The following is a 12,644-nucleotide window of genomic DNA, read 5'->3' on the forward strand; positions in this document are numbered from 1 at the left end:
CCAACAAGGCGACGATCGTGGCTCGCGATATTCACGATCTGTCCTTCCCAACCCTCAAACCCGACGGAACCGTGCTCTTTGAAGTCCCAGCGACAAATCCCCCAACCCCAGTGCTCGCGCCTCAGCCTGAGAATGAATTCATCAACATCGGTTCGGCGTTGGAGAACTTCCTGGTTTACGACCGATCCGGGGCGCGCCGCGATTACAGGAAGCCCCTACGACTTCGAGGCATTCGACATCCCAACGTTGCGTGGAATCGGGAAGACGGCTCCCTACTGGCACAACAATATCTCGGCGACCCTGGAAGATGTCGTCTCGCTCTACAGCGACCACCTGCTCTCCAAATTCCCATCCCTCACCCTCCCTGGCGAGAAGGAGCCGGACCCTGATGGTGACATCGGCCCTCCCGAGGCCTTGACCAAAGAACAGAAGAGCGACCTGGTCGCATTCTTGAAACGTCTCTGATTGGGCAGCGCCTGGCCTCGGTCTGCTCAGACGCCGACTGGGTCCAGGTATCCCTTCAGGATCAAGAGCACGCGCCCCAGGGCGGACTCGTCTCCCGAGCCCCCCATTCCCTGCGCGAGATTGACGAAGTCCTTGGAGCGGTCCATGTGCCGGTAGATGGGCTGGAAGCACTCGATGGCCGCCATGTCCAGGCGCTCGCGAGTCTCGGGCGTCTCCACCGAGGCGTTCTCCTCGCACAGGCGCAACACCTCGGGATGGCCGAACAAGGCCCAGCGCATCAGACCGCCGCTCAGCGCGAGCCACGCAACGTCGATGAGCACGCGCTTGCCGGAGGCAAAGGGGCCGCGCAGCCAGTGGTTGAGGGCCTGGTTGACGAAGTACTGGTTCAGCCGTGCGCCGTGCGCCCGCTCGAGCCGCGCTCGGCGCTCCGTGTAGAGGCGCCAGGCCTCATCCGGTGCCGCATCCGGACCGCCGTAGGAGTTCAGCACGGCGTAGGTCAATTGCCGGAACCGTTCATTGGAGTAGCTGTCCGCCCGGGTCTTCAGCAGCGAGGAATACATCTCCGCGAAGAACGCGCCGGGCAGCGCCTGGGGCGTCAGGACCCGGCGCGCGGTCTCCAGTGCGTCCAGCGAGTCAATGGCTCGCAGCTCCGCGGCAAGGCGGGCCTCGGCCGCGGGGCGGCCTTCGCCTCGGAATGCCTCCGTGTCCAGGTAGTAGAACAGGCTCAGCCGGAGCGAGAGATGGCCCAGGAGGTAAAGGCGCTCGACCAGCGACAGATCGTTGCGACGCAGGAGCCGCAAGACGGTGGAGCGGACCGCGCTCCCATGGAAGCCCCAACCGTCCTCCGGATCTCCCTTGGAGGTGTCGAAGGCCAGCGCTGGCAGAGGAATCCGGTCCGCATCGATCGGCTCGTCTTCCATGGCGTCCTCATGCAGCAGCGCCAGCCGCGCCACCTCGGGGCACCCGAGCGAGCCCACCATGGACAGCTGCCCGTCCCACTTCCGGATGTGGCGAGGGTAGGTGACGCAGATGGAAGGCAGGACCTGCTCACCGTGGCGCCGCTGGATGGAGCACATCTTCTCGGCGTCCAGATAGGTGCAGAACCCGTCCTTGTCCTTGGGCAGGAGATACTCGGTGCTGCCCGTCGGTTGGACCTGCGGCTCATCCGGCGGAGGCGTCTCGCCGGAGTCCCGGATCGCCGTCTGGAGGCGCCGCCATTCCGCCTCCGGTACTGGCACGCGGAGTCCACCACAGCAGATCTCTTCGCACCGCTCCGAGATGCAGCGGAAGCGGGCCATGTAGCGCGGAACGACGGTTTGAGAGGACATGGGCTTGGAGCTTAACGAATACCGAGGTGGTGACAGCGCTCCCGCACTTGGTGACACCGCTCACTATCCCCTCCCCCTCACCCCCGCATAACCCCCGGAGATCAGACAGCCCTACGGGCCCTGGCGTATGCCTGGAGAATGGCATGTCGGATGCAGGAGGACACAGCCGTACCTCGCTGCACCAAGAGCGAACCCTCCCGAGGATTCTCCCATGTCTCGCATTGGCACCAAGCTGACCCGCGCCAAGCCGCTCTCCACCAACCCCAAGGCGACTTCCTCCTCCCTCTTCACTCCGAAGCCTTTGGCCCGCGCCAAGCCGCTGTCCGCCATGGACAAGCCCGCGGCCAAGCCCGTGAAACACGCGGGAGACGCGGTGGGCGGGCCCTCCCATATCCCCTTCAAGGGGGGCGCGGGAGATGCCGGGAAGGTGATGGTCAGCGGAGGTGACAACAAGTTCAAGGTGCCGCCCAACGCCCATGAGACGAAGTATCTCGACAAGCCGGGCAAGCCCTTCGAGACGCAAGCCTTCGGCGGCACGGTGAAGACGAACGTGGGCTCGGCCAAGGTCTCCACCGCCACCCAGAATGGCGGCGGCGTGCACCACTACTCGGCCCAGGCCGAGTTCAACGGGCCCTCGGCCTCCTACCAGGCGCAGAAGGTCCACGCGGGACGGCTGGGCGTCACCACGGCCCAGATCACCGGCGAGGCCAACACCTTCAAGTCCTCGGCCCAGGCCGGCCTCTCGGCCGACAGGCGCAAGCACCAGTACACGGCCGCGCTGACGGGCAAGGCGGAGACGGGCGTGGGTGTCACCGCCAGCGCCAGCCATGACTTCAACCGCCACGTGGGAGGCTTCGTGAAGGGCGAGGCCAAGGCCGGCGCCAGCGCCTTCGCCGAGGGCTTCGCCACCCTGGATCCCCGAGCCACCACGGCCCTGGTCTCCGGCAAGGTGGGCGCGGCCGCCACGGCGGGCGTCTACGGCACCGCGGGCGGACACCTGGGACGGCTGAACGGCTCGGTCACCGGCGGTGCGGTGGCAGGCGCGGCCGCCCAGGCCATGGGCCGGTTCGGTGTGGAGAACGGCGTGCTCCGGCAAGTCACGGACGTGCACACCGCGGCGGGCGTGGGCACGCACTTCAAGACGGATGTGGCCCTGGATCTGCGCCACCACATCAAGCCCGGTATCGCGGACGGGCTGCGTCCCAGCCTGGCCACTGCCGCGGGCGTGGGCTCGTCCGCGGGCGTGGTGAAGCCCGAGAAGTCTCACGTCGAGCAGCTCTTCGCGAAGGCGTTCGGCCTGTAGAGGCTTGCTCCGAGGTGACGAGACATCCACTGAGCGGCAAGACCGCGCCGTTCTCCGATCTTCAGGCCCTGTTTGCTTGAACGCGGGCGCGCGATTCGCGAGCGGAGATGCCCCCAGGTGTGAGAGGATGCGACCTCCCAGGTAGCAGGAGCTTCCTCCTGACCCGCCATCGCGAAGCTGAGCCTTCCTTCGGAGGAGTCCTCATGAAACGCGCTGTCCTCCTGCTGCTCTGGCTCTCGCTCCCGATTCAGGCCCTCGCGCAGGCCCCCGAGCCCGTCCCAGAGGCTCCCTCGCGCCGACTCGTCCTCAACAGCATGCTGGTGGCGCGCGTCAATCCGCTGGGGCTGGAGTCCCAGACGCGCGTGGGCTACCAGGCGCGGCTCTACCGCAAGGAGGGGATGCTCTTCCGAGACAACTTCCTCTTCCTGGGCGCCTATCCCAAGATCAACCCCGCGAGCATCAAGGTGGGGCCCGTGGTGGAGCTCCAGCCGCTCTCCATGCTCAACCTGCGGTTGTCGGCCGAGTACGTGGGCTTCTTCGGCACGCAGGGCTTCCTGCAATCGCGCCCCTCGCCCAATGCGGAGTACTCCGAGACAGTGCTGGATGCGGGTGCAGCCGTGAATGAGCAGTACGGAACCTCGGGTGCGCACCTGGCCTTTGAGCCGCTCGTGCAGCTCAAGGTGGGCCCCATCGCGGTGCGCAATCGCTTCGGCCTGGAGTACTGGAGCATGAGCCTGCGAGAGGGAGATCGCGTCTGGTACGACGCCACGCTCGACACGCTGGTGCCCGGCAAGGGCTTCACGCTCGCGAACGATCTGGATGTCCTCTTCATGGGCGCGCCACCGCTCGTGGTGGGCGCGCGCTATTCCCTGGTGCAGCCCCTCTACACGCCGCGCCACCTGGCCGATGGCGAGGCCGAGACCCAGGAGAATGGCCACCACCGCCTCGGGCTCCTGGCGGCGTATGTCTTCTATGACGAGGGCTACACCGCCTTCAACAAGCCGGCGATCATCCTCAACGTCGCGTGGTACCTGCGGCACCGGTATCGCACGGGCGTGGAGGTGAGCCGCGCCGTGCCCTACGCGCTCCTGGGCTTCGCCTTCCAGTCGGACTTGTTGGACGGCACGTAGAAGGACCTGGCCACCCATGACGATGCGCTGCTGTTACTTTTGGCAGACCGTCGTGTAGTGGGCGGCAAGGCCGCCGCCGATTGCGGCTCCAGCAAAGAACCCGAGGTAGCCACCGCCAATCGACCCGAGCCCCGCGCCAACGCCGCCCCAGAAGAGCATCGCATTGGCGCAGTCCTTGGCGTTGCCGCCACCGCCGACCCCCTCCAGTTCTTCGTTCGTCAGTTCCTGCATCTCCATCCCTCTCATCATCGCTGACATGCACTCTCCCCGAGAGCAGCTTTCAAGGGTTCAGTGAGGCGCTTCAGCACCGCACCTGCTCTCTGCTCCGGTAGAGAGCGCGCCCTGCACATGTGACGACGAGCGCCCTCACTCTCGGAGACTGAGCGGCGCCCGGTGCTGGTCCCCCTTCGCGAGAATCCCTCTCTGATTCTCAATCCGTGAAAGGGACTCTCCTGAGTGGCGGGAAACCCAAAAATGGGAGGGCGACGATCCATGCCCATGCTCTCTGTGCAAATCCCCCCTGCATCCCTTCCGAGTGCCGCACATGCTGTCTCACTCGCACCGTCGGTCCAGATGCCAATAGCGCAGCCCCCCACCAAGATGGTCTCGACACGCCAACGACCATTCAACACTCGATGACCACCGATTCGCAGCTCCTCTCTTGAAAAGGAATCAAACGGATGCCGACCCAAACCCCTCCGCTCGTCCAGACTGTCGAAGGTCCCGTTCAAGGCGCCATCATCGAGCCCGGCGTCGCTGCCTATATGGGTATCCCCTACGCCGCGTCGCCCGTGGGGAACTTGCGCTGGAGGGCGCCGCAGCCCGTCACGCCCTGGACCCAGACGCGCCCATCGAATGACCAGGCTCCGTCGTGTCTCCAGAATCGGAATGTTTGCATCGAGGTCGGCGGGGGCGATCCCCATCCCATGAGCGAGGATTGTCTCTATCTCAACGTCTGGACGCCCCAGCCCAAGGAGGGCGCCCCCAAGCTCCCGGTCATGGTGTGGATCCACGGCGGGGCCTACATCCTCGGCGCGGGCAGGCTGCCCATCTATCATGGGGCGCCGTTCGTGAATCGCGGCGCGATCCTGGTCACCATCAACTACCGGATGGGCGCCCTCGGCTTCTTCGCGCACCCCTCGCTCGAAAAGGAGGTCACCGTCGGCCAGAAGCGGATCTACAACTTCGGGCTGCTCGATCAGATCGCCGCGCTCGAGTGGGTGCAGCGCAACATCGAAAAGTTCGGGGGCAATCCCAACAACGTGACCATCTTCGGTCAATCCGCCGGCGCGAGGAGCGTCCTCGCGCTCTTCGCCTCGCCGCTCACCCAGGAGAGGGAGAGGCCCCTCTTCCACCGCGGGATTGCCCAGAGCGTGTACCGGGCGCCGGAGGCCTCCCGGGAGAAGGCGCTCGAGCGCGGCAACAAGCTCGCGGAAGTCGTCCTCGGGCTCGGGAAAGGGCAAGGCGCGACCGCGACCCTCGAGCAGCTGCGCGGCGTTGAGGCGGGCGTCCTCATGAACGTCCCCATCGACCCCGCGAAGGATTTCAAGGGGACGGCGAACTCCCCGGTCGGGATCGCCGGAGACATCGTACTCCCCGGCACGGATGGGATCATCGAACGCTTCGAGAAGGGCGAGGTGGCGGCATTGCCGCTCATCATTGGCAACACCAGCGATGACGGGAGCGTGGTGCTCGACCAGCTCCAAGGCAACCCGAGCCAGATCGTCACCCTGGCGGTGACCACCACCCAGGTCAAACGCCCCAAGCTCTACTACCCGGATCTCGCGGAGCAGGCCTCCCCCGACCAGAATGAGCTCGGTCGCCGCCTGGCCCGCGACGCGTACTTCACCGCGGCCACCTACAGGATCGCCAAGGCGCACAGCAAGCGCGCGCCGACATGGCGATACTACTTTGACTACACCGCGGAGAACCACCGCCCCTCCGTCACCAAGGGCACGCGTCACGGCGACGAGGTCGCCTTCACCATGGACACGCTCAAATACGCCCCGCCCTTCCCGCCGGGCCAGCCGCAGAATCCGGTCACAGTCACGACGAAGGACTACGGGGTCGCCAGCAGCATCAGCGAGCGCTGGTTCAACTTCGCCAGCACTCCCGAGCCGAGTCCGGAATGGCCCCGGCAGTCAGCGGAGGCGGACAAGACGCTCCTCGTGGGCGAGTCCCTCTCGGTGGCGACGGACTTCATGCAGCAGCACCACAAGGATGCGGAGCTCGAGAACATGGACGCGTTCAACAGGATCGGCACGGCCATGGACACTCTCATGGCGAGCCTCGGCTGAGTCAGTCTCGCTCCGGGCCCGCCACCCGATGGGCCCGGAAGAGCCCGGCTCCTTTGGAGTGACACGTCCTCACCTGCTTGGGGGAGCCGGGCCGTTGAGACATGAGGTGAGCGCGAAGGTGCTGCTGTTGTAGGAAATAATGTTTCCCGCGTCGCACGGATTGTGAACTATGTTCCGCCCACTGTGCGTGCCCGTCGATCCGGCCTGGAGGCCCTGGTGCAGCCAAACATTCGGAATTTTCGGTCGATTGTCGTGGGAATCGTGGTGGGTACCTTCGCCATCTTCGGGCTTGTCGCACTGGCCTATAACTACTTCGGGAACGGCACGCTGCACGTGATGACGGTGGGCAACGGCACCGTGGAGTTGGTCATGGATGGGAAGCCCGTGCAAGCGAGGAGCAAGCAAGAGGACCACCTCGTCTTCGAGGCCAGCCGCGGCCGCCATGAGGTGAAACTGACGGACGCCAGCTCTGGCACCGTCACCCCATTCTCCGTCGAGGTCTCCAACGGCTTCACGGAGCTCCTTCTGCCGACGCGCAAGGACCAGTGCTTCCTTCGCTTCGACATGACGGAGGCCGCGTACTCGGGCCAGAACACGCTGCACAAGAATCAGTCGCCGACGGTGGAGGACCGCTACCTGAAGGTGGGCGAAGCCATCATCCTTCCCTCCAACACGTACCTCACGTTGGAGGAGATGCCCGAGAAGGTCAGCTCCTCCGAAAGGGTGTACCTGCTGCGAGACCTGCCCTGTGACTTCGCGGGGGAGGGGGCCAACGTGGGCGTGCAGCACCTGGCGTTGTCCTCGCGCGCCGACGAGCTGTTCTCGGACCCGAACGGGCTCATCAACGACCTGCGCGGCACCAACGACGACCAGTAGCGGAGGGCCGCCTCGTGCCGGGCCGGAGCGGTTCCGGCTCGGCACGCGCGAGGGCTCACGTCACGGCACCGCAACCACGTGCCGGGTGAACGCAGTGCTGAAGGTGCTCGCCGAGCCGTAGCCGACGCGCTCGGCAACCTCAGCGATGCCAAAGTCGTCTTCTCCCAGCAGCTGGCCGACCTGTCCCAGGCCACCCTGAGCACCTACGGCGCCGTGGCTGACGCATTCACCGAACCGGTGGCACGCCGCTTCGGCGTCACCTGCCTCTCCCTGCTGCTCACCTACAAGGAGGCCACCGACATCGACGTCAATCACGAGGAGCCGGGCGACACCCTCATCGAGGTGCCGGATGACAAGGGCCAGCTGACGCCCCTGCCCTTCAAGGCCTGCAGCGTCGACCAGATGCGCAACGCCCTCCAGCGCAAGCGCAAGCCGGCCTCCACCAAGCCCCTGCCTCCGGAGGCCGAGACTCTCGCTGAGCAGTACCGCGACGCGGTCAGCACCCGCTTCCCCAAGGGCAAGGGCGCTCTCGTCAACGTCAGCGTGCGCAACCAGAAGGGCAAGGCCGTGCTCGACTTCAAGGGCGTGCCCCTCGAGCAGGTGGACCAGCTCATCGAGGCTCTCACCTCGCAGGTGCCCTCGTTGCGCCGGTTGCAGTAATCGCCTGGGGCTTCAGCCCAGGTGAGTGCAGTCCGCGAAACACCCACCGGCCCTCTCCTGCTTCAGGGGAGGGCCGTGCTTGTTCAGGGGAAAGGTTTCCACCATGCAAGGCAATACCCTGTCGACTCCGCGCCCAGGCTATGCCCGCTGCGCGGGCTGCCTCCATCTGTTCCTCACCTCCATGCTGCGGCTCGCGTCCACTCAGCTCGGGTGTCCGTGGTGCCTGGAGAAGCGACCGGGGACTCCCCACGGAATCGTCGACGCCACTTCCTGTGCGTGTCAGTTCCTGGCGCACTGAGTGCGGGCAGGCGCCGGACAATCCGGCCGGCGCGAGCCGCTCGCTGGAGCCCGGCGAGCAGTTCCGGGAGAAGCCAGGCCGAGCGACTGAGCCCCTGTTTGAGAGTGGCGGCGAGAACTCAGCCTCCCTACGCCGCCGTCCTCCAAGCCCACTTCTTCAACAGCCTGCTGGTGTAATATGACACTAAACCCCCAGTGTGACATCCCGCGCTTCATTGGAAGAACGTGGCCCATGCGCCTCCGAACGTGCAGCGTCCCCCTGCTTCTACTCCTACTCTCGGCCTGCGCCACGATAGAGCCGAGCCCGGGAGAGCCGGTGGCCCCGAGCCCAAGACTCGCCAATCTTCACCGGGCGGCGCTATACCCTTGGACGGATGATGGGCAGTGCGTCGTGCGAGAAGCATCCAACGAATGGCCGCTCCTTGCGGAGCGGTGCTTTCACGCGCTCGATCGCGACAGAGTCAGGTTTCGAGATGTCACCGGAAAATGCGCCGTCGCCTACGTGGATGCAGCAGCTCCCGCAGCTCCCGCAGTCATCGCCCTCTGTATCTTTGCCGCGCCCGAGATCGTCGTGGGTGCAGTGATTGTCATTAGCGCGGTGGCGGTGGCAGCCGCCATCCAGGAGGGAATTGATGCTTATCAACGGCATGCATCCCGAGAGCGAGCGAAGCTCAGGACGCAACCGACACCCGCTGAGGAGCCGTTAGCAAACCAGACACCTAAGCCAAAGGGGTCGCCCACTGGAGACATCTTCCCAGTACCAGACTCCAACCCGCGCCACCCGGAGTGCGAGGCCATCCCGGTACCGCGCGCATCCAAAGATGCTCCGCACAACGAGTGCGCCGACAAGTTTCCGCCTAACCGCTATCCCGGAATGGACGTGCGCGTGGGCGGAATACGCTTCGATGCGCTGCAAGTCGGCGTGCGCGTGCTCTGGGAGATCAAGACCCATCAATTTGATAAGTACAATGCCTTCGTCCAGGACATGGAGATCAAGAAGGAACTCAAGCAAATCCAAAAGGAGCGAGCCATCGCCCTGGCATGTAGATATGACTTCGCTGTTGGGGTGAGCACCCAGGAGCACAAAAAAGCACTGCTGGAAGCGGATTCCTCACTCAATGTCGTCGTCACGGGATGCACACGATGACCGCCCCTGGAGCCCTTACCCTCATCGTCTATGCGCCTGCGGTCGTGGGCAAAGACGACCGCACGCTTGATGTCATCCATGGGATGGAAAAGGCGCTCCCTGGCTTGCGTCTGGAATGGCGGCTCTCCGCTGGAGGGCGCCCCATCCCATTACCACAGCGCGATGCATGGCTCCTAGAAAGCATTGAAGACGGGGAGTTCCCTATTGTGTGCAACGGGGACGTGAGTTCCCCCGTGACGGTTGATGGAAGGGAAAGATTGGGACTCCTCAGCCCAGGCGGTCAGCCCATGTTTGAAGTCCATGCCAAAATGCAACTGGACGAGCCTGTGATCGCGGCAGCGGCGGCTGTGCTTGAGGCCGTGGCGGAGGGCGCACGAGCGTTCTGGGGGCATGCGTCGCCATATGGTTACGGCTCGGAAGTCGCGCAGCAGTATCGCCACTCGACTCATGCACCAGAGGTGTCACCCCGCGGACTTCCCACGCTTAACCTTCCACAGAAGCTCCCCTCGCCTGAGATTCCCTGTTTCCTCGGGTGGCTGAACTACTGGTCTGCCGCTGCCGCACGCGCCATTGGGTTCCCGGACCCGGCCCGCGACGCCGAGCTGATCAGGCGGGCGCGGCGCGCGTCGTCGGGCGGGTGGATCGTGCAGCTCACCGATGCGCCGCTCGACCTCGACAACCCCGCCCACCTGGACGCGCTCAAACGCGCCTACGAGCGCTTCCCGGTGATCGGCGGGCGCGACTCTCCGTGACTGCTCGGCCCGAGGCGCGCTGCGCGGGCGCTGGCGGTGGTAGGGTGCGAATCCAGGAGGTCACTCACCTTGACGGGCCGTGCCTTTTCGAGGCACGGCCCGCGGGCCACGCACCTGAGCACGCTGCCCGGCTCCAGGCTACTCCTGCTTCGAAGGACTCATGGACTTGTCCTGGTGCGACGGCTTCTCCGGCGTGGTGCCGTGGTGCTTTGCCTTCACCGCCGAGACGGACGTCGCGACATTCTCGGTGTTGTCCTGGACGTTGAAGCTCGTGCGAACCTCCTCGCCCTCGCGGAAGTCACTCTTCAACTGCTCGGAGATGCTCTGCGAGCGCATGAGCGCCCTCCCACTCACCTGGGTAGAGCGCTCGACCTTCAGCGGGATGATGGCGTTGTCCTTGCGCAGGTACAGCGTGTCTCCCTTGATGAGGGCGATCTCCGCGGTGAGCTCATGCTGGCCCTGAACTGCCGTCTGCCCCTCCTTCCCCACGTTGGAGGCCTTCGAAGCCTTCTGCTCCTCCTGCTTCATGCTGCTCGCCTGCTGTCCTGCGAGCGCGCTGCCTGCGGTGCCCCAGACCAGTGCCGCGGTTGCCAACCCCATCCATGACCGTCGCATGTCTCTTCACTCCCCTGGCGGATCAACAAGACCCGCTCGACTCGAATCTAGGTACGTCAAGCAGATCCTGCGCGGAGAGCTTCATCAGGGACAGGCGTGCGAGCACGAGCACGGGCGCATGGCTCCCGGTACGGGCTGGATTCGATCTTCCCCTCGAAGGGCTTCTTGTCAGCGACGGATGGCGTGATGTTCGCGACTGGCGAACCATCTCGCCGCGGCTCGTGTGACTTCCTCGGGATTGGGAGTCGTATCGCTCGCCCATGCAACGAACCCATCAGGACGCACGAGCAGCGCGCTCAATCCAAGGCGATCCTTGGCGTCGCTCGCCACGTACCTGACACGGTCGCCCCAAAGGCCATCAAGCGATGGGAGCGACGCCTGCCGGCCGAAGTCCAACAGCAAACCGTTTCCATCTCGAAGCAATGTGCCGAGCCTCGTTCCGTCCTCCAGCTCGAAGTCCGGGCAGCTGCGGCCCACCAACGAATGTCCATCGCCGAAGTCGTAGCGGAGGGACACCCCCCAGACACGTTCAGCGAAGTAGGTCGCGCCGTCGCGCGTATCGATCAGGTCGCGGAGGATGGCTTCGAGCGCGCGGGAATGTCGGTTGGGCCGCATCAGCGTGACCTGGGCCCGCGTCCAATCCAGGATGCGCGCCCCGACCGGATGCCGCTCCGTGGTGTAGCTGTCGAGCAAGCCCTCGGGGGCATCGCCTCGGAGGGTGGCAGCAAGCTTCCACCCGAGGTTCATGGCGTCTCCAAGTCCGAGGTTCAAGCCTTGTCCGCCGAGCGGTGAATGAACGTGCGCCGCGTCGCCCGCCAGCAGCACCCGTCCCTTGCGGTAGGTCGTTGCTTGCTTCGAGCGATCGGTCCACGTCGAGGCGATGTTCAACGCTTTGACGCTCACGTCCGTGCAGGACACGCGCCGCAAGACTGCTTGCACGTGCTCGCGCGTGATCGGTTGGGTGCGATGGAATGCGCCGCCGTCAAAGTCGACCATCCCGATCACGCCAGGCTGCCACTGCGTGTACATACCGGTCGGCGTGTAATGACGGCCCAGGGGGAGTTTCTCCGGGTCGGCGAGCTCGGCTTGGACTGAATACCCCGTGAACTCAGGCTCGGTCCCTACGAACTCGAAGCCACCCTGCTTGCGGACGGTGCTGCGGCCGCCGTCGCACCCCACGAGCCAACGCGCACGAACGCGTCGCTCGCCAGCACGGACGGTGACTTCATCGTCCGAAGGCTCGAAGCCGTCGACCCCCTGGCCGCGCTGGATCTCCACTCCGACGGAGAGTGCGTGAGTGGCGAGCACGCGCTCGAGATGCTCCATCTCGCTCCCCAATTGGGTGTCGGCCGGGCCCGGGAGCCGGTACGTCCACCGCGACGAATCGATGTTGCTGTAGTCGAACTGGATGCCCGCGAAGTGGCCGGCCGGCCCGCGGAGCTGTGCTCCGGACGCCATGGATCCAGGTCTCGGCTGGCCAGGGGCCCTCTCGTCGGCACGACGTTGCGACGCAATCTGTTCCAGCAGTCCGCGCCGGTAGAAGGCTTCGATGCTGGGGCCCCAGAGTCCTCGCATTCCAAACGGGAGCCGCTTCAGGGGTGAGTGCGGATCCTCCAATTGCTCAAGCACCAGCACGGAGAGCTTCGCGAGCCGCAGCTCGCAAGCGAGGAACAGGCCGACCGGGCCGGCCCCTGCAATGACGACGTCGTAGACCAAGGTGTCCTCTTGGCTCGGGTGTTGGGAGTCGCCCCAAATATGGAGTCACTCCAAATTT

The 12,644-nt window shown here is 65.2% G+C and carries 12 protein-coding genes; 8 read left to right on the top strand and 4 right to left on the bottom strand.

The window, feature by feature from the left end; all coding sequences use genetic code 11:
* Positions 1 to 132 precede the first annotated feature (132 nt).
* Entirely contained in the window at positions 133 to 465 is a 333-nt protein-coding gene (locus KY501_RS32060) for a hypothetical protein (RefSeq protein ID WP_224367455.1), read from the top strand.
* Between the two features lie 26 nt (positions 466 to 491).
* Here the strand turns inward: KY501_RS32060 and fliB are convergent, their stop codons facing one another.
* A complete protein-coding gene (gene fliB / locus KY501_RS32065) occupies positions 492 to 1,793 on the bottom strand; it encodes a flagellin lysine-N-methylase (RefSeq protein WP_224367456.1) in 1,302 nt (433 codons plus the stop codon).
* Between the two features lie 211 nt (positions 1,794 to 2,004).
* Between fliB and KY501_RS32070 the strand changes: the two genes are divergently transcribed.
* Complete coding sequence (locus tag KY501_RS32070; RefSeq protein ID WP_224367457.1) at positions 2,005 to 3,096, top strand: hypothetical protein; 1,092 nt, start codon at positions 2,005 to 2,007, stop codon at positions 3,094 to 3,096.
* Positions 3,097 to 3,299: 203 nt separating this feature from the next.
* On the top strand, positions 3,300 to 4,226 hold the full coding sequence (locus KY501_RS32075) for a hypothetical protein (RefSeq protein WP_224367459.1): 927 nt from the start codon (positions 3,300 to 3,302) through the stop codon (positions 4,224 to 4,226).
* 33 nt (positions 4,227 to 4,259) lie between these two features.
* On the opposite strand, the gene KY501_RS32080 is transcribed toward KY501_RS32075, so the two are convergent.
* Positions 4,260 to 4,484, bottom strand: coding sequence for a hypothetical protein (locus KY501_RS32080; RefSeq protein WP_224367460.1), 225 nt, complete (start codon positions 4,482 to 4,484; stop codon positions 4,260 to 4,262).
* Between the two features lie 422 nt (positions 4,485 to 4,906).
* Here KY501_RS32080 and KY501_RS32085 point away from each other — a divergent pair, with 422 nt between their 5' ends.
* From KY501_RS32085 to KY501_RS32105, 5 genes are all read left to right on the top strand, one after another.
* On the top strand, positions 4,907 to 6,523 hold the full coding sequence (locus tag KY501_RS32085) for a carboxylesterase/lipase family protein (protein WP_224367461.1): 1,617 nt from the start codon (positions 4,907 to 4,909) through the stop codon (positions 6,521 to 6,523).
* A 252-nt stretch (positions 6,524 to 6,775) separates the two neighbouring features.
* Positions 6,776 to 7,399 (top strand): hypothetical protein, encoded by a 624-nt coding sequence (locus KY501_RS32090; protein WP_224367462.1) that lies wholly within the window; start codon positions 6,776 to 6,778, stop codon positions 7,397 to 7,399.
* Positions 7,400 to 7,477: 78 nt separating this feature from the next.
* On the top strand, positions 7,478 to 8,059 hold the full coding sequence (locus KY501_RS32095; protein ID WP_224367465.1) for a hypothetical protein: 582 nt from the start codon (positions 7,478 to 7,480) through the stop codon (positions 8,057 to 8,059).
* A 529-nt stretch (positions 8,060 to 8,588) separates the two neighbouring features.
* A complete protein-coding gene (locus KY501_RS32100; protein WP_224367466.1) occupies positions 8,589 to 9,503 on the top strand; it encodes a DUF6310 domain-containing protein in 915 nt (304 codons plus the stop codon).
* Positions 9,500 to 10,255, top strand: a complete 756-nt coding sequence (locus KY501_RS32105) for a DUF5953 family protein (RefSeq protein ID WP_224367468.1) — start codon at positions 9,500 to 9,502, stop codon at positions 10,253 to 10,255. The genes KY501_RS32100 and KY501_RS32105 overlap by 4 nt, the downstream gene beginning before the upstream one ends.
* A gap of 138 nt (positions 10,256 to 10,393) precedes the next feature.
* On the opposite strand, the gene KY501_RS32110 is transcribed toward KY501_RS32105, so the two are convergent.
* Positions 10,394 to 10,870, bottom strand: a complete 477-nt coding sequence (locus KY501_RS32110) for a hypothetical protein (protein WP_224367469.1) — start codon at positions 10,868 to 10,870, stop codon at positions 10,394 to 10,396.
* 168 nt (positions 10,871 to 11,038) lie between these two features.
* Entirely contained in the window at positions 11,039 to 12,586 is a 1,548-nt protein-coding gene (locus KY501_RS32115; RefSeq protein WP_224367471.1) for an FAD-dependent monooxygenase, read from the bottom strand.
* Positions 12,587 to 12,644: the final 58 nt, after the last annotated feature.

The sequence above is a fragment of the Hyalangium versicolor genome, from assembly GCF_020103695.1.
Lineage (GTDB): Bacteria > Myxococcota > Myxococcia > Myxococcales > Myxococcaceae > Hyalangium > Hyalangium versicolor.

Excerpts from the sequence above, each read along its gene's own strand:
- KY501_RS32060 (WP_224367455.1), top strand. The coding sequence starts at position 133 with ATGAATTCATCAACATCGGTTCGGCGTTGGAGAACTTCCTGGTTTACG.
- fliB (WP_224367456.1), bottom strand. The coding sequence starts at position 1,793 with ATGTCCTCTCAAACCGTCGTTCCGCGCTACATGGCCCGCTTCCGCTGC.
- KY501_RS32070 (WP_224367457.1), top strand. The coding sequence starts at position 2,005 with ATGTCTCGCATTGGCACCAAGCTGACCCGCGCCAAGCCGCTCTCCACC.
- KY501_RS32075 (WP_224367459.1), top strand. The coding sequence starts at position 3,300 with ATGAAACGCGCTGTCCTCCTGCTGCTCTGGCTCTCGCTCCCGATTCAG.
- KY501_RS32080 (WP_224367460.1), bottom strand. The coding sequence starts at position 4,484 with ATGTCAGCGATGATGAGAGGGATGGAGATGCAGGAACTGACGAACGAA.
- KY501_RS32085 (WP_224367461.1), top strand. The coding sequence starts at position 4,907 with ATGCCGACCCAAACCCCTCCGCTCGTCCAGACTGTCGAAGGTCCCGTT.
- KY501_RS32100 (WP_224367466.1), top strand. The coding sequence starts at position 8,589 with ATGCGCCTCCGAACGTGCAGCGTCCCCCTGCTTCTACTCCTACTCTCG.
- KY501_RS32105 (WP_224367468.1), top strand. The coding sequence starts at position 9,500 with ATGACCGCCCCTGGAGCCCTTACCCTCATCGTCTATGCGCCTGCGGTC.
- KY501_RS32110 (WP_224367469.1), bottom strand. The coding sequence starts at position 10,870 with ATGCGACGGTCATGGATGGGGTTGGCAACCGCGGCACTGGTCTGGGGC.